This is a genomic window from Archangium lansingense (genome assembly GCF_026626635.1).
GTDB lineage: Bacteria > Myxococcota > Myxococcia > Myxococcales > Myxococcaceae > Archangium > Archangium lansingense.
In genome coordinates this window covers 4,184,630-4,207,733 of record NZ_JAPNKA010000001.1, presented here as the reverse complement: position 1 = coordinate 4,207,733, position 23,104 = coordinate 4,184,630, and the positions used below count along the sequence as shown (strand labels likewise).

Annotated in this window: 22 protein-coding genes; 13 read left to right on the top strand and 9 right to left on the bottom strand. The window is 67.9% G+C overall.

Translation table 11 applies throughout. The features are described 5' to 3' along the window. Window positions 1-63 precede the first annotated feature (63 nt). Genes OV287_RS17150 through OV287_RS17140 form a run of 3 tightly spaced genes read right to left on the bottom strand, consistent with a single transcriptional unit; the run spans window position 64 to window position 2,778 of the window. Window positions 64-1,923, bottom strand: a complete 1,860-nt coding sequence (locus tag OV287_RS17150; protein WP_267535111.1) for a monovalent cation:proton antiporter-2 (CPA2) family protein — start codon at window positions 1,921-1,923, stop codon at window positions 64-66. A gap of 43 nt (window positions 1,924-1,966) precedes the next feature. Further along, the gene (locus tag OV287_RS17145) at window positions 1,967-2,497 is read right to left on the bottom strand and encodes a DUF2243 domain-containing protein (protein WP_267535110.1); all 531 of its coding nucleotides are present in this window, start codon (window positions 2,495-2,497) and stop codon (window positions 1,967-1,969) included. 20 nt (window positions 2,498-2,517) lie between these two features. Next, window positions 2,518-2,778 (bottom strand): hypothetical protein, encoded by a 261-nt coding sequence (locus tag OV287_RS17140; RefSeq protein ID WP_267535109.1) that lies wholly within the window; start codon window positions 2,776-2,778, stop codon window positions 2,518-2,520. A gap of 209 nt (window positions 2,779-2,987) precedes the next feature. On the opposite strand from OV287_RS17140, the gene OV287_RS17135 reads away from it, so the two are divergent. Further along, entirely contained in the window at window positions 2,988-3,359 is a 372-nt protein-coding gene (locus OV287_RS17135; protein WP_267535108.1) for a peptidase associated/transthyretin-like domain-containing protein, read from the top strand. A gap of 54 nt (window positions 3,360-3,413) precedes the next feature. On the opposite strand, the gene OV287_RS17130 is transcribed toward OV287_RS17135, so the two are convergent. Both OV287_RS17130 and OV287_RS17125 read right to left on the bottom strand, forming a co-directional pair. Further along, on the bottom strand, window positions 3,414-4,997 hold the full coding sequence (locus tag OV287_RS17130) for a DUF5722 domain-containing protein (RefSeq protein ID WP_267535107.1): 1,584 nt from the start codon (window positions 4,995-4,997) through the stop codon (window positions 3,414-3,416). Between the two features lie 151 nt (window positions 4,998-5,148). Beyond that, a complete protein-coding gene (locus OV287_RS17125) occupies window positions 5,149-6,585 on the bottom strand; it encodes a hypothetical protein (RefSeq protein WP_267535106.1) in 1,437 nt (478 codons plus the stop codon). Between the two features lie 166 nt (window positions 6,586-6,751). On the opposite strand from OV287_RS17125, the gene OV287_RS17120 reads away from it, so the two are divergent. Continuing rightward, window positions 6,752-7,069 (top strand): biotin/lipoyl-containing protein, encoded by a 318-nt coding sequence (locus tag OV287_RS17120; RefSeq protein WP_267535105.1) that lies wholly within the window; start codon window positions 6,752-6,754, stop codon window positions 7,067-7,069. A gap of 433 nt (window positions 7,070-7,502) precedes the next feature. Then, window positions 7,503-7,856, top strand: coding sequence for a PilZ domain-containing protein (locus OV287_RS17115; protein ID WP_267535104.1), 354 nt, complete (start codon window positions 7,503-7,505; stop codon window positions 7,854-7,856). A 6-nt stretch (window positions 7,857-7,862) separates the two neighbouring features. Here the strand turns inward: OV287_RS17115 and OV287_RS17110 are convergent, their stop codons facing one another. Further along, complete coding sequence (locus tag OV287_RS17110; protein ID WP_267535103.1) at window positions 7,863-8,870, bottom strand: class I SAM-dependent methyltransferase; 1,008 nt, start codon at window positions 8,868-8,870, stop codon at window positions 7,863-7,865. 117 nt (window positions 8,871-8,987) lie between these two features. On the opposite strand from OV287_RS17110, the gene OV287_RS17105 reads away from it, so the two are divergent. Both OV287_RS17105 and OV287_RS17100 read left to right on the top strand, forming a co-directional pair. Beyond that, window positions 8,988-9,536: a DUF2378 family protein gene (locus OV287_RS17105; protein WP_267535102.1), complete on the top strand. Its 549-nt coding sequence runs from the start codon at window positions 8,988-8,990 to the stop codon at window positions 9,534-9,536. Between the two features lie 264 nt (window positions 9,537-9,800). Further along, window positions 9,801-11,180, top strand: coding sequence for a porin (locus OV287_RS17100; RefSeq protein WP_267535101.1), 1,380 nt, complete (start codon window positions 9,801-9,803; stop codon window positions 11,178-11,180). Between the two features lie 55 nt (window positions 11,181-11,235). Here the strand turns inward: OV287_RS17100 and OV287_RS17095 are convergent, their stop codons facing one another. Continuing rightward, entirely contained in the window at window positions 11,236-12,168 is a 933-nt protein-coding gene (locus OV287_RS17095; protein WP_267535100.1) for a hypothetical protein, read from the bottom strand. A gap of 395 nt (window positions 12,169-12,563) precedes the next feature. Between OV287_RS17095 and OV287_RS17090 the strand changes: the two genes are divergently transcribed. From OV287_RS17090 to OV287_RS17070, 5 genes are all read left to right on the top strand, one after another. After that, complete coding sequence (locus tag OV287_RS17090; RefSeq protein WP_267535099.1) at window positions 12,564-13,277, top strand: hypothetical protein; 714 nt, start codon at window positions 12,564-12,566, stop codon at window positions 13,275-13,277. Further along, window positions 13,271-14,194: a type VI immunity family protein gene (locus OV287_RS17085; protein ID WP_373371831.1), complete on the top strand. Its 924-nt coding sequence runs from the start codon at window positions 13,271-13,273 to the stop codon at window positions 14,192-14,194. The genes OV287_RS17090 and OV287_RS17085 overlap by 7 nt, the downstream gene beginning before the upstream one ends. Window positions 14,195-14,299: 105 nt before the next feature. Then, complete coding sequence (locus OV287_RS17080; protein WP_267535097.1) at window positions 14,300-15,343, top strand: tetratricopeptide repeat protein; 1,044 nt, start codon at window positions 14,300-14,302, stop codon at window positions 15,341-15,343. Between the two features lie 53 nt (window positions 15,344-15,396). Beyond that, window positions 15,397-16,134: an RNA methyltransferase gene (locus tag OV287_RS17075; RefSeq protein ID WP_267535096.1), complete on the top strand. Its 738-nt coding sequence runs from the start codon at window positions 15,397-15,399 to the stop codon at window positions 16,132-16,134. A gap of 59 nt (window positions 16,135-16,193) precedes the next feature. Then, complete coding sequence (locus tag OV287_RS17070) at window positions 16,194-16,688, top strand: SixA phosphatase family protein (RefSeq protein WP_267535095.1); 495 nt, start codon at window positions 16,194-16,196, stop codon at window positions 16,686-16,688. Between the two features lie 4 nt (window positions 16,689-16,692). Here OV287_RS17070 and OV287_RS17065 read toward each other — a convergent pair whose 3' ends face one another. Beyond that, window positions 16,693-17,679, bottom strand: coding sequence for a DUF1028 domain-containing protein (locus OV287_RS17065; protein WP_267535094.1), 987 nt, complete (start codon window positions 17,677-17,679; stop codon window positions 16,693-16,695). A gap of 196 nt (window positions 17,680-17,875) precedes the next feature. Between OV287_RS17065 and OV287_RS17060 the strand changes: the two genes are divergently transcribed. Beyond that, window positions 17,876-18,688, top strand: a complete 813-nt coding sequence (locus OV287_RS17060; protein WP_267535093.1) for a pseudouridine synthase — start codon at window positions 17,876-17,878, stop codon at window positions 18,686-18,688. Between the two features lie 24 nt (window positions 18,689-18,712). On the opposite strand, the gene encD is transcribed toward OV287_RS17060, so the two are convergent. Further along, complete coding sequence (encD, locus tag OV287_RS17055; RefSeq protein ID WP_267535092.1) at window positions 18,713-19,039, bottom strand: encapsulin nanocompartment cargo ferric reductase EncD; 327 nt, start codon at window positions 19,037-19,039, stop codon at window positions 18,713-18,715. Between the two features lie 325 nt (window positions 19,040-19,364). On the opposite strand from encD, the gene fusA reads away from it, so the two are divergent. After that, complete coding sequence (gene fusA, locus OV287_RS17050; protein ID WP_267535091.1) at window positions 19,365-21,479, top strand: elongation factor G; 2,115 nt, start codon at window positions 19,365-19,367, stop codon at window positions 21,477-21,479. 138 nt (window positions 21,480-21,617) lie between these two features. Further along, window positions 21,618-23,075 carry a DEAD/DEAH box helicase gene (locus tag OV287_RS17045; RefSeq protein WP_267535090.1) on the top strand — a complete coding sequence of 486 codons (1,458 nt, stop codon included), beginning with the start codon at window positions 21,618-21,620 and terminating at the stop codon, window positions 23,073-23,075. The last annotated feature ends 29 nt before the right edge of the window (window positions 23,076-23,104 follow it).

The window sequence follows — 23,104 nt, the reverse complement described above, 5'->3', positions numbered from 1 at the left end:
GATCGCCCGAACGCTCGCTCGCCCAGGCAGGGGGCTCTCCGCTATGCACGACGCCTCAACCCCTCAGCGTGGCGGATTGTCGCCATCCCCCTTCGTGTTCTGCTCGGGCGTCTCCTCCTCCCGGGTGGTCGGGTTCAGTGCAACCCCCTGCCGTTGGGGATTCGTGAACGGCTCGGGGCGAGGGACGGGGCGGGTATAGAGCTTGTCGCTGCCCGCCAAAGGGTTCTTCCCCTCCTGCAACTGCAGGGCGAAGCGCTCGCGGTCGCGCCGGCGGGTGTCCTCCGCCACCTCCGCCGCGTGTTCCTGCGACAGTCCCAGTTCCTCCAGCGCGGCGCGCCCGAAGGCGATGGCGCTCTCGAAGGTCTCACGCATCTGGAAGTGCGCGCCGTGCTCCACCAACTCCAGCGCATGCACGCGGTCAAACGCGCGCACGTACAGCCGTGCGAGGGGGAATGACGTCCTGCACAGCTCCAGGATGCGGTTGGCGGCCTCCTGTCGCTCCACACACACGCAGATGAGCCGCACCCGCTCCGCGCCCGCGGCCCGAAGCACGTCCAGCCGCGTGCCATCGCCGTAGTAGACCTTGAAGCCAAAGCGCTCGGCGGCCTCGATCATCTTCACGTTGTTGTCGATGATGGTGACATCGATGCCCTCGGGCAGCAGGAGCTGGCAGACAATCTGCCCGAACCGCCCAAAGCCGATGACGAGCACGGAGCCGCATGCGTCCTCGAAGTGCTCCTCGCGCTCGGGTGCCTTGCGCGTACGAGAGAGCCTCGGGGCGAGCGCGGCCAGCAACGGCGTGAGCGCCATGGAGAGGGTCACGAGCGCGACGAGCAACGTGGCCTGCTCCTGTACCATCACCTTGGCGGCCACCGCGGTGGAGAACAAGACGAAGCCGAACTCGCCGCCCTGCGATAGATGCAGCGCGGTACGGATGGCCACGTCGTGCCTGTTGCTCAGCAGCCGCATCAGCCCATACACCACCGACGTCTTGATGACCGTGAGCGTCACCAACGCACCGAGCAGCAGGGGCCAGTTGCGCGCGATGAGCCGGAGGTCCACCGTCATCCCGACGGAGATGAAGAAGAGCCCGAGCAGGAGCCCCCGGAAGGGCTCGAGGTCTGCTTCGAGCTCATGCCGGTAGCTCGACTCGGCGAGCAGGACACCCGCCAGGAACGCACCGAGCGCGGCGGACAGCCCAACGTACGTCATCAGCGTGGCCGCCGCGATGACGACGAGCAGGGCGGCGGCCGTCATCACCTCCTGGGCGCCCGAGCTCGCGAGCAGCCGGAAGAAGGGGTTGAGCAGATAGCGGCCCGTGAGCACCACCGCGGCCACGCCGCCCAGCATTTTCGCCGCGGACAACCATATCGGGTCCCCCCCGTCCACATGCACCGGGGAGAGCAACGCCACAAGCGCGAGCAGCGGCACGATGGCCAGGTCCTGCATGAGGAGGATGGCGAAGGCCTTCTGGCCGTGGGGCTGTTGCACCTCGCCGCGCTCTCCGAACAATTGCATGACGAGCGCCGTGGACGAGAGGGCGAGCCCGAGCCCCGCGATGAGTGAGGACTGCCAGGAGCGCCCCACCACCAGGAGCGGGTAGAGCATGGTGAGCAGGCCGGAGAGGACGACCTGCGCCGTGCCGAGCACGAGGATGTCGCGACGCATGTCCCACAGCCGCGAGGGGTTGAGCTCCAGCCCGATGACGAAGAGGAAGAGCACGACGCCGAGCTCGGAGACGTGCATCACCGAGGTGGAATCGGAGAAGAGTCCGAGCCCGAAGGGGCCGATGACGAGCCCCGCCGCGAGGTAGCCAAGAATGGAGCCGAGGCGCAGCCTGCGGAAGAGAGGCACGGCAACAACTGCCGCGCCAAGGAAGATCAGCGCCAGGACGTAAACGTGGGCTTGAGGGCTGGCGGCCATGGGAGCACGGGGTAGCGATGCAGCGGTTTGCCTGCTGGATGGCTCAGGCCCGCCCCGTGGCCAGCCGCTTGCGAGCGATGGTCACGGGCGCGCCACGTGGCCGGGTGTCCTTCCGGCCTGTCCGCACCAACCCCCACCCCGCCCCCACCAGCAGGGCTCCGAAGAGGAGGAAGCCCACGTCCCACGCGAGCTGCCCCGCTCCGGGGTGGACGTGGTGGATGCCCAGCAGGTGATGGTCGATGAGTCCCTCCACCACGTTGAAGGCGCCCCATCCGATGGAGAGGGAGCCAACGAAGGTGCGAGTCGACCAGGGCACCTCGGGGCGCTGTCCCGCGCGCCACAGGAGGCCAATCCCGAGCGCCGTCATCAGCCAGGTGAAGACGTGGAAGAGACCATCCCAGACCATGTTGACCTTCATCGTCACGAGGTCCGTCGGTGGAAGCTGGGTGGAGAGCATGTTGTGCCACTGGAGGAGTTGATGCAGCAGGATGCCGTCGATGAAGCCGCCCAGGCCCGTGCCGAGCAACACACCCGCCGAGATGATCGCCCCTTGATGCCGTGGAATGTCAGCCATGGACTCTCCTCTTTCCGCGGTCACGTCTGGTGCTCGGCCCCGCTCCTGGCGCGTGCGGAGGTCATGCCGGGTGATGGCAGCCCGATGCGGTACAGGATCGCGCTGAGGGCCCCGATGAGCAGGAACGGCACGACGAGCATCACCAGGTAGCTCCAGAAGCCCTCGCCCAGGACGGACGCCTTCACCACCTGGGAGGTCGCACAGTTGGGACAGGCGGCCGATACCGTCGTCACCAGCAAGCTCGCGAGCAGCACGAAGGGCTCGAGCAGGCTGTGTCTCATCAGGCAGACCCCCGAGTGGATGCCTCGCTTCGAGGGTACGCACGGAAGGCCTGGATGAGAGCGCCAGGCAGCCGGGTGAGGGATGGGACGCCAGGGGATTCCCCGTTGGAGTCCAGCTCGCGAGACCCTGGATGCGCAACGCGGGATGGGGTGGGCGCGCAAGTAGGCCAAAGCTGTGGGCCTGGGGATGGCAGGGCCAGTGCGACACGGTGATTCGCTCCGACCCCAGTGGCGCCACGGTCAGGACCCGCTCCGGCGAGGTCCTCGGCAGAACGCCGTACGAGCACAGCGACTCGGCCATGGTCAATCACAGCGAGAGCTTCGTCGTGGATCTGGAGGGCTACGAGCCCGAGTACGTCACCATCAAGCGCGACCAGTGGAACGGCATGCGCACCGCGGGTGGCGTCATCGGCGGGCTGTTCATCTTCCCCGTCTTCGCCACCCTGCTCTGGGCCGCTGACTACAAGGAGGCCTACAACGTGGAGCTGAGGGAGGCGACGGAGCAGCAGGACGAAGCAGTCCAGCCGGTACGAGCCTCCCGCCGCGCTGCGCCCGAGCGTCAGCGCAGCTCTCGCCGCTGAGCCCCGCCCCGTCTTCGCAACGGAATGGGAGGCGGGGACTCCGCTCCGCCTCTCTCAGGGAACGGCGTAGCCGAGGAGGGACTCGAAGATCTGTCCCTCGCAGTTGGACGCGGGCGAGATGAAGTGATCCCCGTTCGAGCCGATCCGGCAGCGGTAGAGCGGCACCGTGCCCGCCACCTGGGACGTGTAGATGTACCCCACCGGCCCGAGCGGCTGCAGACCCTCACAGTTCGCATCCGGCGTCAGCAGGTTGTGATTGCCCACACGGCACTCGTAGAGCATCCGCGTTCCCGACTGGGGAGCGCGCAGCAGCCGCCACGAAGACTCGACCGTGAAGCCCGGCGGCGGCAGGCGCGAGGACGCCCAGTGCCCACGAGTCGAGTGATAGCTCCGGCGCAGGCGCGTGTAGGGCAGCTCCTCGAAACCACAGGAGAGCTGCGGAGGGTTGAGGTCGTTGCGGTTGGCCAGCGCCCACGTGCTCCAGGCCGGCTTGGCGCTCCCGTCCGCACGGCGCAGCCCGACGCCCAGTCCGCTGGAGACCTCGTCCGGATGGTCCTTCATGCGGTGGTAGATGTAGCTCTCGATGCCGGGCGTCCCCAGCACGTTGCGGAACGAGTTGCACACCCCGGTCTGCTGCGCCGCCTCCGAGGCGTTGGGCGACAGCGAGTTGACACCGCTCTCCGTGAGCTGGAGCTCCCAGGAGGACGGCACGTTCGGGAACGTCTTGCGGAGCCACCCGGCCAGGACGCCGATGTTGCCGTACGTCACCCGGGGGTAGTCGTCCGCGGAGAACTGAGGATTGAGGAGGTTGGGCGGATAGGGGTGGTAGGCCACCCGCCACGCGCGCGAGCCCACCCGTGCGGCGAAGCCACTCAGGAACGTCATGCCGGAGAGCAGCGGCTCGTTGGCACCCGGCTGGTCGAACTCGGTGCCAAAGTGGTGCTCGAGCGAGATGAGCACCTTGGCGGCGGGCTGCCAGGCGACGACCTGGTCATAGGCCGCGTTGTAGTTGGCGGCGTAGGTGTCCAGCCACGCCTGGGTGTTGCAGGCCCCCGCGCCCTGTCCGCAGCCCACGTCGAACCAGACGTTCGAGTTCACCTCGTTGTGGATGACGAAGTCGGCGATGCGGCCGTTGCCATTCAGCCCGTTGTAGCGCCAGGCCAGCATGCCGGCGAAGCGCCCGTAGTCCGCTGCGTTGTTGGGGGCGCAGAAGATCTCGAAGCCGGGCCCCGCAGGAGTGCACACCCGGCCCGCTCGCGCCCAAGCGGGGACTCCGTACACCACCGCCGTCACCACCACGCCGCGCGCCGTCCAGGTCCGGATGGCCGAGTCCACCGCCGCATCCACCACGAAGCAGCGCCCGCTGTACTCCACCTCGCTCGAAGCGCAGGGAGGCGCCTTCGCGGTGGGCTCCCAGGTGAACCACGTCAGGTTCATGGCCACGCCGCCCGTGTTGTTGCCGGCGACCTCGTCGTAGCTCGGCCAGAAGTCGGGCTGCAGGCCCTTGATGCGGTACGCGCTCCGCGTCGGGTACGGCAGATTTGCCGTCACCTCGGCCTGGAGCGCCGCCAGGGGTGCCATGGCCGCAGCGGCCGGGCTCGCCATCGTCACGAGCCCCAGCACCGCCAGCGCCATCATGAATCGTGTTCCCCGCGCAGCTGCCCACGGCCTCGTCTGACCACCGTTCATGCGAACCTCCGTTGGGGGTCCGCATATTGAGCCAAAACATGAAAATCAAGCCCAACCTGGATTGAAGGCTGGGCTCGATTCGCGCGAGGGAGAGGGCGCATCAGGTCCCGGGGTTCTGGAGGAAGCTCTCCAGCACCGCCTTGCGCAGGGGCAGGAACTGGTCGCGGAGCGCCGGGGAGATGGCGAAGCGGCCCGGGTCCGCCGGATCATCGTTCTCCGTGCTGTGAACGAAGGTGGCCGAGGCGGGCCACGTCAGGCCCCCGCCCACCGGCCTGCCGCTGTTGCGCTGGTGGCAGCCGCCGCAGGACAGGGCCTGGGCACGGGCGACGATGTCATGGGGGGTCAGCGTGCTGCCCACTCGGGCGAGCTCCTGACCGATGGCCTGGTGGAAGGCGCTGGGGCCCGGGCCGAACTGGGCGAGGTAGTCATCCGCTCCGCCCCGTGTCTGCGAGTCGTTCTGGGCGGCATTGAACTGGTCCGGCACCCCGTAGCTGACGCGGTTGAGGTCATTGATGGCCAGGCGCGCCACCTGGGTGACGAAGTGGCTCTGGAACGCGGCGGCTCGCGGGTCCGTGGACGCCGGGTTGAACAGTTCGCCAAAGGGGTTGGACTTGACCGTCGCCGGGACGAACTTCAGCGTGCAGGTCGGCTGGGAAGAGCAGTCGCTCACCAGCTTGAACTCGCGCATCATCCACGGCACCGGAGGCGCATTGGGCCCGCCCCGGAGGAACTGATTGGTGCGCACCTGGCCCAGGCCCTCCGGGTTGTTGCCGTAGTGATTCATGCTCACCACCGGCTCGAAGCCCGGCAGTCCCGTGAAATAGAAGGACTCCAGCTTGTCAGCGCGCGACATGGGGTCCGCATCCGCGGACAGCCCAGCCCAGAAGTTGGCCACCGGCCGGCACCCCTCGAGCCCCAGCTCGGGCTGGGGGTTGGGAAGCACCGACTCGAAGATGATGAAGTTGCGGCTGGCGGGCGCGGAGGGCAGCTTCGCCAGGACGATGCGGTACTCGCCGCAGTTCGAGCCGTCCACGGGCGCCAGGTCGAAGCGGTTGTAGAGACCCACCGCCGCATAGCTGTTCAGGTTGATGACCGAGTCCGACCGCGCCTGGCCGCCCTCGCTCGGGCGGCACACGTAGGGGGAGCCGTTGAGGGTGTTACCCAGGTCGGTGCAGTGCGGCATGCCCTGAAGGTCCGGCTGCCCGGGCGCCGGGTTCTGCGTGTCCCAGAGCTGGCGGAAGAGCTGATCCGGCGTGAAGCCCGCCCCGGCGTTGTCCGCGACCAGCTTGCTGAACACCCGCCGCCCGCCGAACCGGGCCAGGATGCTCTTCTCCGTCACGGCCAACGAGCGGCGGGGGTCGATGGAAACCGTTGCAGGAGCCTCCTCGACGCCAGGAGCCGGGGGGTTCATTCCGATACCGCCGCGGTCGGAGTGCGGCGGCGCATCCCCAGCCTCCGAGGGCATGCCCCCACATGCACCCAGCATGGAGGCGGCGGCCGCCACCAGACACATCCGATTGAAACGCTCGTGGCCCATGGGAATCCCTTTCGTGCTCGTTCTGATGGGTTGGACCCGTGAGCCAGCTCCTTTGGGCAACGCCTCCGGAATTTCCCGGGCGATTGGCCGTGCTCGCCGCGGGTGGTAGATCCGCCGCACGTACGCGCGGCCCTTCCTGGCCGCCGCCTCCAGGGGAACTGACGCCATGGCGCTCCGCGAAATCATGATCTCCGGCTTCGACGAGGGCGTGACGATGGCCACGATCGTCAGGTGGCACGTGAAGTCCTCCGACACGGTCCTGGAGGGTCAGGTGCTCGCCGAGGTCATGGCGGGTCAGACCACCGTCACGGTGTCCAGCCCGAAGACCGGGCGCATCCTCGTGACCCACGGCGGGGAGACGGAGCAGGTCAAGGTCAACCAGCCCCTCGTGACGATGGAGGTCGAGGAGACCGTGTATCAGTCCCGCGGCTACGGCCCCTCCTTCGCGACCCAGTTCGACCGCCTGCCCGGCGATCCGGACTGACCAGGGCCCCCTGGCTCGCCCTCGGGATGTGACGCAGGCCACAGCTCTCGTGTGAGGCCGCGCACCGCACTCAGGCCCAATCATTCGCATTGTTCGCGTCGCCCCAAGGCAACGAAACCAGCCGGGGTGAACGGACACGGGCAATGAGCAAGCATCAGGCACGGGCGCTGGAACCCCATGTGTTGGTCCTCGATACGCAACAGAGCTACAAGCGCCTGGAGGAAGATGCCCTCATCCGGGTGGTCCGGGAGGAATGCCGGCACTTCGCCGCTCACCGCCTCCCCTACAGGCTCTCCCCGGTCATCCTCGGCATTCCCGGGCTGCTGACTCGCTGGCCTGGTGCGGCGCCAAGGCGGGACACCCGTGGCTCCGCTCGTATACGATGAGCGGAGGGAGTTCATCCCTGCCTCCCAGAAACCCAGGAGAGTCGACTGTGAGCAGCCTGAGCGGTCCCGAGCGCCGTCGCTACCCCCGTTACCGGGTCCGGCTGCGCATCCAGTTCCTCCGGGGTGAAGCCGAGGTGGCGGCGGAGATCTTCAATATCTCGCGCTCCGGGTGCCTCCTCGTCACGCCCGTGGCGATGCAGGTGGGCGAGCGCGTCGAGGTCTTCGTGCCCGCGCTCGGCCGGCCCCCGCAGGCCTTCAAGGTGATACGCACCCGCTCAGTGGCGGGCTCGTGGCACGCCGTGGCCGCCGACTTCGAGCCCTACCTGCCGGACGATGCCCCCCTCCTGAAGCTCAGGAGCCAGGACGAGGGTCCTCACGAGGATCCCGAGCAGATCTTCTGAGCGCGGCTACCCCGCCTTGCGCGCCACCAGGAGGTGCAGGCAGCCAGTGTCCTCGGTCCGCACCTCCGCCTGCTCCACGCCCGGCAGCCCATCCACCAGCCGCAGTAGATCCGCCGGATCGCGATAGATGAGGTACCAATCCAGCGCGCTCTCGGTGAAGTGGTGCATCGGGTTGTGCCCGTTGAAGTTGCCCAGCACCAACAGGCCGCCCGGCGCCAACCCGTCCCAGAGCTTCGTGGTGAGCCGGCGGGCAAAGCGCTCCGTCAGGTAGTCGTAGAGCCCAATGGAGTAGATGAAGTCCTGCGAGCCGCGGGGCAGATCGCTGCGGTTGCGCAGCAGCTCCAGCACCGAGCCGCACCACAACCGCAGTGCCTCGTGCCGCGTGGCAGGCAACGCCCCCACCCGGGTGAAGTGGGCCAGTGCCGCATCCAGCGCGCCCTGGTCCTGGTCCAGCAGCGTCACGTTCTCGAAGGAGATCTCCCGCGCCACCGCGACGAGCTCGGGCGCCGAGCCAGAGGCCACGTTCATCACCCGGCGTGCGCCTCGGGCATGCTCCGCGCGTAGCAACTCGGCCAACTGGTCGCGGCGGTTGCGCACCGCCTGGAAGCCCGGAAGCTCCAGCGCCCAGGCGTCCATCCAACGCTCGAAGGGCGTGTCCCCCGCTGGCGTGTGCCGGTAGAGGGCCTCCATCATCAGATAGTCCCCCGCGTAGCCGCGGGGCTTCTCCCAGCAGCGCCGCAGCACCGCGCTGCGCCAGAAACGCGGCCCAGCCTCGGTCCGGAAGCGGCCCTGCTCCGGTGACGCACGTGTAAGGCCAGGGGCCCCAGGTGTTCCCCCCAAACGCCAGAGGTCGAGCAGCAGCGCGTCAAGCCAGGCCGCATCCGCTTCGGTAGGGGCGGCTGTGACCCGCTCGGAATTTTCCAGTTCGTCCAGCCATGCCATGAGGCTGGAGAGCGCGGCCGCGAACGAGGTGGTGGGCTCAGGAGCGGGAAGGCGGCGAGTGAGCGAGTTCAAAGCACCGTCAGCCTAGCGTGATGCGGGAGCGGGCCCAAGGGGAGAGACCCGAAGTACCCTGTTGTGACAGATTCTCCCGCCATGCCATCGACTGCTGCGCAGGAGCGTAGTGAGCGGATGAGGCTCGCCGTGGAAGGGGCCAACGTCCGGGGTCTCATCTTCAACTCGGTCTTCAAACTGCTGGCCCAGCACGAGGGTGAGCAAGCAGCGACGGCGCTTCGGGCCACCATCGCCAAGAAGCCGCTGGTGGACTTCTTCTCCTATCCGGTCCGTGACTTCCTTCAGGTGCTCTACGGGGCGGCCGAGACGCTCGCGCCTCGGTACGGCTCTGTTGAGGATGCCATCCGCGCCTGTGGAGCGGCGGCCATCGGCGGGTTCTTCCAGTCCGGAGTGGGCAAGACGCTGGCTCACATCATCGGCCAAGGGGACCCCAAGCGGCTCTTCTCCAGCGCCCCCACCGCCTACTCCACCGCCGTGAGCTACGGCCAGCGGGAGTACTCCAACCTGGGCGAGCGCCGCGTGCGCCTGCACTTCCGCGGCGACATGCAGCCGGTGGAGTTCCACCAGGGCCTGCTGGAGGAGGCGCTCCGAGCCGTTGGCTGCCAGGGCCGCGTGGAAGCCCGGAAGTTGGGGCTCGAAGAAGCCGAGTACATCATCGAGTGGTGAGCGCCTCCCCGTGTCCCCGGCGGGAATCTGATTGCTAGCAGACAGTCATCCGTTATATTGGATGACACATGCTTCCTCCGCGTCACCTTTGCTGCTGCCGCTGTCCGGCTTTGACGGTGGGTTCCATCCCCGTCGAGCGGCGGTAAGACTGCCGCAAGACAGAGGAAGAGAAAGCCCACTCCCTCGAGGGTCCGGTGGGCTTTCGAGCTTCTATGCTCGAACGCAGCCGAGCCTCGGTCCGGGTCACCCCAGAAGAGGACAGGAATGCGAGCTGCAACCATCCAACGAGACACGAGCGGAAACAGGAAGAGCGTGCACGCGCACGCGGCCCTCGTGCTGGCGATAACGGCTGTACTGGTCCACGGGCCCGCGGCGGCCCAGGAGCCGGAGGCGGCTCAGCCCTCGGAGAAGCCGGGAGACACCACCCCCACCGTGTCCTCCGAGGAGCGGCTGGCCCAGGTGGAGCAACAGCTTCGTCAGCTCCAGAGCCAGCGAGAGGCGGAGCAGAAACAGGCGGCCGAGGAGAAGAAGAAGGGCGTCTCCGTATCCGCCTCGCCCGGCAAGGGTCTGACCGTCACAACCGATGACGGCCGCTTTGGAATGACGATCCGGGCGCGGGCACAGCTGCGGGAGACGCTCGCCCGAGAGGACAAGACGACCAACGAGATCAATGTGAAGACCTTGCGCCTGATCACCCAGGGGCATGTCCTCAACCCGGACCTCAAGTACAACATCCAGCTCGCCTTCGGCACCAACGACTTCGAGACCGGCAATCCCTCTCCGATCTTCGACGCGTTCGTCGAGTACACGCGAGTCCGCGATCTCAACGTGCGGGCCGGGCAGTACTTCGTTCCGTTCGACCGAGCCCGCACCATCCGGGAGTTCGCGCTCCAGCTCGTGGACCGGCAGCAGGTGGTCCAGGAGCTGACGTTGGATCGAGATGTCGGCCTGATGCTGTACTCGAACGACCTCGGAGGGCTGAACGGCATCCTGGGCTATCACCTCTTCATCGGCGGTGGCGAAGGGCGCAACCGGTTCGGCGGCCAGGCGACGGGAGGCATCTATGTCGCGCGGCTGGTGCTCCGGCCCTGGGGCCCCTTCGACGACGATCAGGAAGGGGACCTCCAGCGACTCCCGAAGCCGCGCCTCGCCATCGGGCTCGCGGGGGCCTACAACCAGAACACGAACCGCCAGCGGTCGACCACGGGCAACACGCTGACGCTCGGGACGGTCGACTACCGGCACGCCGCCGCCGACGTGGTCTTCAAGTACAGCGGCTTCTCGTTCCTCGGCGAGGCCGTCCTCCGCAAGGCGGGGAGCGACATCCTCGAAGGGACCAACGCGAGCGGGGCGACGATCCGCGAGTACACGCGCTCCGGTTGGGGCTACTTCCTCCAGGCCGGGTACCTGGTCCACCCGCTGGTCGAGGTCGCCGCCCGGTGGGACCAGCTGTTTGCGTTCGATGGGACGGATCCCGCGCTCATCAAGCAGGTGGACACCCAGGGGAAACAGGTGGGTGGCGGCGTCAACGTCTACCTGAACGGCCACGCGTTCAAGCTCCAGACCGACTACTTCTACATCTTCGGTAACGACCCGTCGGTGCACCGACATGTCGTGCGACTCCAGCTCGACGCTTCCTTCTGAGTCCCGAGCCCTCCAACCGCGAACCTGGGTCCTGTCCGAGCCCAGATGGCCGAGCTCACCCGCCATCCCGGGCCGGCCCAGTGTCCATGTCCCATTGCTCTGGAGAGGACAGACACACGCCGTTGCCCTCGTCGTCGATGCTCACGCAGAACCGGCTCCCACACGGCTGGGGCCGGGTCAGGGCGCAGCGCGGCCGACACCGCCCCTGGTGGCAGGCGAAGTCCTCCGGACAGCTCGCGGCCCCTTCGTGACCACAGGTCCGGACGCACGAGCGCCGGGCCTGCCCCACCAGGGTGAGCAACGGCTCCGTCTCACACACCGTGCCCTCCGGACAGGGACTGCCGTCAGGGCAGGAACGCCCATACACCGCGAGGCAGACCGACACGCCGCCCTCTCGCCGGACGCACTCCTGGCCCTCGGGGCACGCGTGGCCCTCGCAGGTGGGCTGACACACGGGCCCGTCGGGGTCGCCGAGAGCACAGAAGAAGCCCTCCGGGCAGGTCCCCTCCTGCCCGGGCACGCACCGCCGGCCGCACCAACCGGAAAGCGAGCAGAGGAGTCCCTCCCCGCAGGCCCATTCCCTCTGGGGCCACCGGACAAACCGCAGACACCGCTCGCCTTCCTCTCGCATGCCCTCGTGGGCACAGGTGCGCAGCGCCAGCCTGCCCCTGCCGCGCAGGGGAATGGCCCGGCAGGCGGTCTGGGGTGGGCACCGGGAGTCCGACTCGCATCCCGTGCCCGTGCACTGCCGCTGCTGGATGCGCGGGTCATGGAAACACACGAGCGGCGGATCACACTGCTCGTCCCCCTGGCAGGGCTGTAGGAGCGTAGGCCGCTCCCGGGCCTCCGCTGGGGACAACCAGGGAGCGAAGCGCCACCCCTCGACCACGCGCTCCGGGGGCGCCCGGAACCACAGGACGGAGAGTCCCACCAGCGGGAGGACCAGTAGCGACACGGCGGCGAGCACCAGCACGGTCCGCCCCTTCATGGCGCGCGAGGCTCTCCAGGGTTCTCCCTCCGTTCGCCCATGTCTCTCGGGAGCACCCGTCCGTCCTGAAACATCATGCGAACCATGCTACCCGTGCGGTGGAGCCGGCGCACGATTCCACCCGACAACGCCGGAGGCCTCGTGCGGTGTAACGTGCCACCATGCCCGCCTGGGAAAGATGCCAAACCTCAAGCTGGAGCCGTCCTACGCGCTCTCATGCTCGCCAGCTCGAGAGGGCCAGGTCATGGGCGGTAGTGCCGCTAGGACTCCTGCTCGTCATCGCAGGCACCAACGGTTGTGCAGAAGGCTCCAACTGCACACCCGCGGATACCACCCATAGCTGCTGCGTGAAGAACCACCCTCTCGAACCGGGAGCCTGCGATGGAGTCGAGGGAATGGAAGGACAGACCTTCCGGGCCGCGCAATCCACGAAGAACACACCCGCAACTCCCAACAACAAACCCACGATTGGCGGAAAGGTCGCGCCAGCAGCCGTGGCGGCGCTGGTATTGAACGATGTCGATGCCTTCCAATCGGCTCGAACGGAGATCGAGGAGATTCTGGAAGAGTGCGCACGCCGGGCAGAACAAGAGATCAACCGGAAGCAGTTGGGCGGAAAGAAGCCGGGAAAGGTCGAGTGTGACCAGGAAATCGGAAAGAGGCCCAACGGGACTCCGGTAACACAGGCGATGCGCTTGGGATTGGAGAAGCACAAGGAGGCGCGCGAGTGTGCCGATAAAGCATTGAACCAACTGATTCCCGGGCAATTCAGCCTGGAACAGCGCTACCGCTTCGATCCCGCGACGGGACGGAAGAGCCTCGTGAGCAGGGACACAAGAGAAAAACTCGTGCGACAAGGCCGGGAGAAAGAGCTTGAGGGCACTCTGGAACCTGACGTCGTCATCCATCCAGGAGATCCACTCAAAGCCTGGGCTGTCTACGACTTCAAGTTCCCCTGCCCGGAGACGAACCCGCCCACCTGGAGCAAGTATCCCAAAGGACATCCCTATCAGGGCCGCACGCAAGGAGAAATGTACCGGCGAGCCCTCGGGCCATCGCCTTCCCGCGTCACCCCCTTGGACGGAGTCATTCCAGATCCCATATGGTGAGCAAACACTATCCGAGGTTCAGGCTAACCCTGCCCGATGGCCGATCGGCCCTGCGAGAGGGACTCATCTTCTGCTTCTTCATGCGCCGCCCGCACGACGACCTCTCGCAGGCCGTCACGCGCACCCTGGACCTCTATCTAGATGCAGTGGGACGCGAGAAGCTGGGCTGGTACGTGGACATGGGAGACGACCTGGCCCCCGAAGAATCCAAGGGCTGGGCGGGAGCCGTACGACCTCTCGATGGCGAACTGTGGGAGAAGGTTCGCGACGAACTGAGGGCCCGCTCCAGTTGCATCCTGCAATTGGAGGAGCATGAGAATCAGGTGGATGGGTTTCGTTTCGAGTACCACGGCAGGCCACGAGAAGACCTCGACCTGCCAGGTTTTGTGAGCGCGGTGTCCTTCTGGTTGCCCACGGAATATCTGGAGGAACGCGGCCCCGAGCACGTCAAGGAACTAGCCGTGGCTATTGCGCGAGAGCTCCCCCTCGACTCTGGTTACGCCAGCCTTGCTTTCAACTACCTCCTGGAGAGCAAGCCGGTGATGCAACTCATCCAAGAGCAATGCTTCCGCTATCCGGGGATGGACGTCCATCACCTCGGCACCACATCGATGTACCTGGGCGAGAAGGTGCGCGGAGCCTACTGGCTGAACTTCTATGGGCAGCCATTGCTCGATCAACTCGGAGGCGTGGAAGGGCTTCGAGCGCGGCTGACTCTTCCAGAGGTATCCATCGAGGAACTGAGCGCTCAGAAGGTGCTGGTGTCGCTAGGGAAGTGGCCTGAAGCAGGAGATGTGGAGCAGGAGAGAGAGATGCAGCCATACCGCTCCCTGGCCCGGGCTCTGGAACCCTATCTGTATGAAGAGCCCGGCTCCCGGGACATCACTCGACGCTGGCAGCGCCGCTTCCTCGACTGACCGCCACCCGCGCTCCACGGCCTGACCCACCTCCATATCACCTGAAAAGTCACCCCACCCACATGCCCAATCAGGTAGAGTGTCCAGGTTCGGAGGCTACCGGCCATGACCCTCGCCACTGCGGGATTCTCCCCGTTCCCCCCTGAGTTGCTCCTCGTCCTCGCGGCCTCGCTGTTGCTCTGGAGCCGGGTGCATCGGGTGCTCCTGCGGCTCACCGTCCGGTGCGGCGAATGGGGCGCATTCCAGGCCGCGCTCGCCCTCACCCGGCTCCTGGAGTGGCTTCCCCTCACGGCCCGCATGAGAACCCTGCTGTGGCGGGAGAAGCTCTACGCGCACTCGGCGCTCGGCAACACCGGGACGGCCGTCGCGGGTGCCCGCCGCCTCGCCGTCCATGCCAAGGCCGACGGCTGCACGCGTTGCGCCACCTGCGCGGTCAACGTCTTCATCAACGCGGGCCTCTACCGGGAGGCGCTCGACCTCGAACGAGGCTGGAAGGGTCCATCGGAGGAGGCGCCGTCCGCCGAGCGAAATGAGTGGGCCCTGGTCCGGTTCAACCTCGTCGAGGCCGTCTACAACCTCGGGAGTTGGGAAGCCGCCAGCGCGCGTCTGTCCACCCTGGAGGAGACGGCTCGTGGGTTTCCCTTCCTGTGGAACTTCTTCCCCGTCCAGCGGGCGTGGATCCTCGCGCATACCGGGCGCGGCGAGGAGGCACTCGCTGCCCTGGAGAACGTGGACTGCCGGCTCGTGCCCCGCGTGTACCGGAGCGAGGTCCGCTTCACCCGCGCCGCGGCACTCCTGGCGCTATGCCGTTACGAAGAAGCGGAGCGGGAAGCGCGGATGGGGTTGAAACTCGCGCGCCGGGCGTCGAGCACGCGCAACGGGCTGTTCCTGCTCGGACGCATCGCCATGGCGGCAGGACGCCTGGAAGAAGCCCTGCGCTTCTTCGAGGCTGGCGCCACGCACGCCTACAAGGGCCAGGGCGGGGACGGCTTGCTGGCCTGGGGCGACTGCCTCGGAAAGCTCGGCCGCCACGAGGAAGCCCGGGAGGCCTGGCAGCGCGTGCTCGCGAGGGATACGCAGAGCGGTGCGGCCTCGAAGGCAGCCTCGCGGCTCGGTCTCCATGAGCCCCGCCCGGCCGCATCCGGATGAGGGTCCCGGAGGAGCGACCCAGCCCGCTCAAGCCGCGCTAAGGTGCGCGGCCGATGCCTCTGCCCATCCGGCTGGTGTTGCTACGTCCGCGCAACGCGGAGAACCTGGGTGCCGCCGCCCGGGCCATGAAGAACTGCGGGCTGTCCGAGTGGACCTGGGTCCGTCCCGAGGCCGAGGACCTCACCCCCGCGCGCCGGCTCGCCGTCCACGCCGAGAACATCCTGGAGGCCTCGGGCCGCGCGGACACGCTCGATGCGGCCGTGGCGGACTGCGTCTGGGTGGTGGGTACCAGCTCGCGCAAGGTAGAGGGCAAGCGCCGGCTGTCCCCTCGCGCCGTGGCCGAGGAGATGGTGCAACGCGCCGCCCAGGGTCCCGTGGCCCTCGTCTTTGGCGACGAGCGCAGCGGGCTCACCAACGCCGAGGTCGAGCGCTGTCACGCTCTGTCCGCCGTCCCCACCGCGCCCGAGCAGCCCTCCATCAACCTCGCCCAGGCCGTGCTGCTGTACGCCTATGAGCTCCGCATGGCCACGCTGGCCGCCTCGCCGCCCCCCGCGGCTCCGCTTCCCGTCGCGGCCACGGACACCGAGCTGGCCCAGGTGGAAGCCGCGCTGGAGGAGGCACTCGTGACCGGGGGGTTCCTCGTGGATGAGCAGTCCCGTGGCCGCACCGGGCTTCGGGATTTGTTCGCTCCGCTGCGCCGCTCTCGGCTCACCCGCAAGGAGGCGAAGCTGTGGCTCGCCGCCCTGCACACGCTGGCCAAACGGCTGCGCTCGGGAAACCGGGGCGGATGACCTTCACCTCAGACCGGGAGCCGTCCCGCGGCGGACCCCGAACCAAGGACACGTGCGACATGCGCCACCTCCCCCTGCTGCTTGCCCTCCTCCTCCTCGTCACCACTCGCACCGCGATCGCGCAGCCCATCGTGTACCTGGTGCGGCACGCGGAGAAGGTGGACGAGTCTCCCAACGCCCTGCTCTCGGACGCCGGACATGCTCGGGCCCGGAAGCTGGCGCGCCTCCTGCGAGACGTAAAGGTCACCCACGTCCTCGTCACCGACCGCGAGCGCACGCAGCAGACCGCCGCTCCGCTGCTGGCCCAGAGCAAGGCCACGCGTGTGGTGGTGCCCGCCAAGGAGTCCGCGACCCAGGTCCCCCAGAAGCTCCAGGCCCTCGGCACCTCCGATGTGGCGCTGGTGGTGAGTCACTCCAACGTGATGCCCGCGCTGTGGAAGACGCTGGGCTGCACGCCGGACCTCACCCTCGGGGAGCAGGACTATGACCGCCTGCTCGTCATTGTCCCCTCGAGAGAGGGCCCCCCTGTCTGCCTCCAGCTCCGGATGGAATGAGCGGTCAGCGCACGGCGCCCAACAGCTTCGTCATCAGCTTCGGGTCCTCCGGAAACAGCCCCGACTTCGGCAGCCGCTTGAGCAGCTCCTTCCAGCGCGGGTCCGCCTTGTAGGCCTTCTGGAGGAGCGGCACCGCCTCGTCCACCTTCCCCACGTTGACCAGGGACACCGCGTGCCAGAACACCATCTCGGCGTTGCCCGGCGCCAACTCCTCCGCCGCTGAGTAGGCCTTCAGCGCCGCCTGCGTGTCATTGCGCTCGATGGCCAGGTCTCCCTCGTTCATCAGGTTGTACGCCCGCTGCAACGTCACCAGCCGGCGCAGCTCCTTCAACGGGGCCGTGTGGTCATCCACTCGCAGGTCGAACTTCCGGTCCGCCCAGGGGCGCCCCGAGGCCTTGCCCGACACCACGATGAGCGCTGCCGACTGCTTGCCCCGGATGTCACCCCCCTGGGCCTCCGCGGCCTCGAGCGCCGCCAGCATCCGCTCGGCCAGGTCTCCCTTCGACTCCCGGTAGGCCTTCGCCATCGCCGGCCACACGGTGTCCTTCTCCATCATGTTGGCCTGCACCGAGAAGTTCTCCCCCACGATGTGGCCCGCCGCGGCGATGCACTTCTCCCCCGTGTGCGCCGCCACCCGGCCCTGCGCGTCGATCATCCCCACCTGACGCACCTGGCTCGCCGTGTCCGCCGCCAGCAGCCCGGCGAGGGATTGGGGGGCGCTGCGGCCCGCGCGCATCAGCTCCAGGCCGAGCTTCCCGTAGGACGGATCCACGAAGGACTGGGTGGCCACCGCCCCAACGCCCGCCTCGGCCCAGGGCACCGTCGAGCCCACCGAGAACCAATGGGACTGCACCGCCACGCCGAGGTCCCCCGTCTCGGGATCGCGCGCGACGATGGAGTAGGTGTGCACGGGCCGCTTGGGAACGGGAGCCGGCCCGGCGGCGAACGCGGGCATGGCGAGCAGGACGAGCAACGGGATGGAACGCAGCATGAAGTCCTCCGGTGAGCGGGGCGGCGAGACTGAGTGAGCAGGCGTCCAGCCGCAAGCGCTCCCCTCCCCCCTCCGGCGAGCGGGAGCGCCGCATGCCCCAGGCAGAGCCCGACCCCACGCCCAGCTCGGCCGAGGGGGGGCGACTTCGACGAACCCTCGCGGCATTGACTCGCGGCCGTTACAGTGGCCCCGAGCCATGAATCGCAAGCCCCCCTCCCGCCGCTCCCCTCCCCCCTCCTCCAACAAGCACGCCCACCCCGGGCGCTGGGAGGGAAAAGCCAAGCCGGACTGGCTCGCTCGCGCGCTCTCACGGGCCGGGGTGCTGCCCCAGGATGAGGCCGAGGACGCCATCAAGGCCGGCCGTGTCTCCGTGAACGGGCGCGTGGTGAAGCAACCTCTCGCCCCCGTTCCCCCGGGTGCCGCCGTACGCGTGGACGGGTTGCCCGTGTCGCTCGAGGCCCCCACTCGCGTCCTGGCCTTCCACAAGCCGGCCGAGCTGCTCACCTCCACGGTGGGCCAGCATGGCGTGGGCACCGTCTATGAGGTGCTCCTGCCCCAACTTCCGCCGGAGCTGGCCGGCTTCACCTGGCACGCGGTGGGACGGCTGGACCGGGGCACCACCGGGCTGCTCCTCTTCACCAATGACGACAAGCTGGTGACGCACGCGACGTCCCCCGACACGCACCTGACCAAGCGCTACGTGGCCACGGTCTTCAGCGAGGCGGACGAGGAGAAGGTGGAGCCGTTGCGCCACGGCGTACAGTTGGAGGACGGCCCCGCCCGGCCCGCGAAGGTCCGGCTGCGCGACGCGCACACCGTGGAGGTGACCGTCACCGAGGGCCGCAACCACCAGGTGAAGCGAATGTTGGGCGCGGTGGGGCTGCCGGTGCGCGCCCTGCACCGCGAGGCCGTGGGTGGGGTGGAGCTGGATGTGCCCGAGGGCTCCTTCCGGCTCCTCACCGACACCGAGGTCTCCGAGGGCCTCCGCTACACCCCCGGCAAGGCGTGAGGGTCTTCCCCCCGGCCTGCGGGCTCAGGACTGCCGCTTCAGGCTACCCACGGTGAGCCCCGCCTGGCGCGGCTGCACCCGGTTGATCTCATCGGCATGGGCCCGGGCCAACCCCGGCGTGCTGGAGGGGGCGCGAGAATCTGCCGCAGGGGTGGCCGCGGACGTCCCCTGCCCCGCGGCCCCACCCAGAAGCTGCTGGATCCGGGCCCAGCGCTCCTTCTCCTCGGCCATGAGGCGCTTGAGCTCCTCGCGGGCCGCGGCGTCCGGCAGCGTGTCGGCCGTGGCGGCGACCCGATCCAGGAAGGGCATCAGGTAGCCGATGTCCCTGTCGAAACCAGCGGGCTTCGCCATGTGCATCCTCCTCGGGTAGGGGCCCAGGCCCCTTCCACCCTTCCTACCTCACCGGACAGCCGTCCGGGCGGTTCATCCCACCTCTCCCCCCGGAAATCGTCCTGGACAACAGAAGCTTTCGGGGTGCTACAGGGTTATGAACCCCGAGTGTAGGCAGGGCTCCTCCAGCGGCCCAGCACCCGGGGGGGCTTCCCCTTGAGCCTGAGAGAGAGTAGACGGCTCCCCGGTTCCATGCCGATTTGGCTGGAAACTTCAAGCGTCGGGAAGTAAGGGCGCCCCCTGCCCTGTTCCCGCAGGACTTCAATCAGCAGAAGGACCGACCCTCGTGGCCTCCCAAGTTCCCATCGAAAAGGTTCGTAACATCGGTATCTCCGCCCACATCGACTCGGGCAAGACGACGCTCTCCGAGCGCATCCTCTTCTATACCGGCCGCATCCACGAGATCCATGAGGTGCGTGGCAAGGACGGCGTGGGCGCGAAGATGGACTCGATGGACCTGGAGCGTGAGAAGGGCATCACGATCCAGTCTGCCGCCACCTACGCGATCTGGGGCGAGTACAACATCAACCTGATCGACACCCCGGGACACGTCGACTTCACCATCGAGGTGGAGCGCTCCCTGCGTGTGCTCGACGGCGCCATCCTCGTGCTGTGCTCCGTTTCCGGCGTGCAGTCCCAGTCCATCACGGTGGACCGGCAGATGAAGCGCTACAAGGTTCCCCGCATCGCGTTCGTCAACAAGATGGACCGCGCGGGCGCCAACTATGAGCGCGTGGCCGCCCAGCTCAAGGAGAAGCTGAACCACCACCCGGTTCGCCTCCAGGTCCCGATCGGTGCCGAGGATCGCTTCCAGGGCCTCATCGATCTCATCCAGATGAAGGCGTTCTACTTCGACGGTGAGAGCGGCGAGACCATCCGCGAGGAGGAGATCCCCGCCGAGCTGCTCGACAAGGCCAAGGCCGACCGCCTGGAGATGATCGAGAAGGTCGCCGAGGTGGACGACACGCTGGGCGAGCTCTTCCTCGCCGATGCCGCCATCACCAACGAGCAGATCATGGCCGCCGTGCGCCGCGCCACGATCGCGCTCAAGATGACGCCCGTCATGTGCGGCTCCGCCTACAAGAACAAGGGCGTGCAGCTGCTGCTCAACGCCATCTGCGCGTTCCTGCCCAGCCCGTCGGAGATCACCAACGAGGCGCTGGACCAGAAGAACGGCGAGGCGAAGGTCATCCTGGAGTCCACCCCGGACAAGCCCTTCGTCGGCCTGGCGTTCAAGCTGGAGGACGGCCGCTACGGTCAGCTGACCTACATGCGCGTCTACCAGGGCAAGGTGGCCAAGGGTGACTTCATCGTCAACCAGACCAACCAGAAGAAGGTCAAGATCCCGCGCATCGTTCGCATGCACTCGAACGAGATGAACGACATCAACGACGCCCGGGCCGGTGACATCATCGCCCTCTTCGGCGTCGAGTGCGCCTCCGGCGACACGTTCACCGACGGCACCGTGCAGTACACGATGACGTCCATGTTCGTGCCGGACGCCGTCATCTCGCTCGCGGTGAGCCCGAAGAACCGCGACGCCCAGGCCAACTTCTCCAAGGCCCTCAACCGCTTCACCAAGGAGGATCCCACCTTCCGCGTGAACCGGGACGAGGAGTCCGGCCAGACGATCATCCGCGGCATGGGTGAGCTGCACCTGGAGATCTACATCGAGCGCATGAAGCGCGAGTACAACTGCGAGGTGGTCGCCGGTAAGCCGCAGGTGGCCTACCGCGAGACGATCTCCCAGAAGGGCGAGTTCTACTACACGCACAAGAAGCAGACCGGTGGTTCCGGTCAGTTCGCGCGCGTGTGCGGCTACCTCGAGCCCCTGCCGGCCGACGCCGTGCAGCAGTACGAGTTCGTGGACGACATCGTGGGCGGCTCCATCCCCCGCGAGTTCATCCCCGCGTGCGACAAGGGCTTCCAGGAGGCCGTGAAGAAGGGCTCGCTCATCGGCTTCCCCGTGGTGGGTGTGCGCGTGGTCATCAACGACGGCGCCTTCCACGCGGTGGACTCGTCCGAGCAGGCGTTCAAGACCGCCGCCATCATGGGCTTCCGCGAGGGCTACGCGGCCGCCAAGCCGATCATCCTCGAGCCGATGATGAAGGTGGAGGTCCAGGCTCCCGAGGACTTCCAGGGCTCGGTGGTCGGTCAGATCAACCAGCGCCGTGGCACCATCCTCGAGTCCGGAACGGCCGAGGGTTACGTGACGGTGGTGGCCGAGGTGCCGCTGAACACCATGTTCGGCTACTCCACGGACCTCCGCTCGGCCACCCAGGGCAAGGGCGAGTTCACGATGGAGTTCGCCAAGTACTCGCCGGTGCCGCGCAACGAGGCCGAGGCCCTGATGGCGCAGTACAAGGAGAAGCAGGCCGCCGAGCAGGCCGCGCGTAAGTAGTCGTCCCGCGCTGCACGGCCTGACACTTCCAGGCTGTTGAAGGAAGGCGCCTCCCCCGGGGGCGCCTTCTTTGTTTTCGGGCCCGTCGGCGATTCGCGTCGCGGGCCCCCCGGGGACCCTCCCCACTCAAGAGAACACATGACTTTCGAAGATCTGAAGCTTGCCGAGCCCCTGCTGCGCGCCGTGAAGGCCGAGGGCTACACCACGCCCACGCCCATCCAGGTGCAGGCCATCCCCCACGTGCTGGAGGGCAAGGACGTGCTCGGCTGCGCGCAGACGGGCACCGGCAAGACGGCGGCGTTCACGCTGCCCATCCTCCAGCGGCTGTCCGTGGGCCGCCCGCCGCCGCCCGCCCGCGGCCGCCCCATCCGCGCGCTCGTGCTCAGCCCCACCCGGGAGCTGGCCGCGCAGATTGGGGACAGCATCCGCGCCTACGGGCGTTTCACCGGCATCACCTCTGCCGTCATCTTCGGCGGCGTGGGCCAGAACGCCCAGGAGCAGGTGCTCAAGCAGGGCGTGGACATCCTCGTGGCCACCCCGGGCCGCCTGTTGGATCTGATGAACCAGGGCTTCGTGTCCTACAAGTCGCTCGAGGTGTTCGTCCTCGACGAGGCGGACCGGATGCTGGACATGGGCTTCATCCATGACGTGAAGCGCGTCATCGCGAAGCTGCCCACGCAGCGGCAGACGCTGTTCTTCTCGGCCACCATGCCGCCGGAGATCCAGGGGCTGGCCAACAGCATCCTGAAGAACCCGGTGCGGGTGGAGGTGGCGCCGGTGGCCACCACCGCGGAGACCATCGACCAGCGCCTGTACTTCGTGGAGAAGGAGCAGAAGCGCGGCCTGCTGGTGCATCTGCTGCAGACGGACAGGGCCATCGAGCGGGTGCTCGTCTTCACGCGCACCAAGCACGGCGCGAACCGCGTGGCCAAGCAGCTGGAGGCCGCCGGCATCGGGGCCGAGCCCATCCACGGCAACAAGAGCCAGAACGCGCGCGAGCGGGCCCTGGCGGCCTTCAAGTCCGGCACCTGCCGGGTGCTGGTGGCCACGGACATCGCGGCGCGGGGCATCGACATCGACGGCATCACCCACGTCATCAACTTCGACCTGCCCAACGTGCCGGAGACGTACGTGCACCGCATCGGCCGCACGGGCCGCGCGGGCGCGGCGGGCATCGCCCTCTCCTTCTGCGACACCGAGGAGCGCGCGTACCTGAAGGACATCGAGCGAACCATCCGCCGGCGCGTGCCGGTGATGGAGGCCCACTCGCACCGCTCGAACCTGCCGCCTCCCGCCGAGGGCGCGCTCGAGCAGGCTCCGGCCCGGGCCCAGCAGAGCACTCGTCCGCCGCAGGGGCAGCGCCGTGACGGCGAGCGCCGTGACGGCGGGCGCCGCGACGGCAACGGGGGAGGACGCCGCCGGGGTGGTGGTGGTGGCCGTGGTGCGAACGCAGGAGGCCCCCGGGGCTCGGAGTCGGCGCGTCCGGCTCGGAGCGACCGTCCGGCCACCCAGCAGCAGGCCCAGCGCCCCTCGGCGTCGGCCCCGGCGGCACCGCCCGCCGTTTCCCAGAGGCCTCGCGCGCCCAAGTGGCTGTAAAGAAGCACCCGCGACGAGAACCTCCGTAC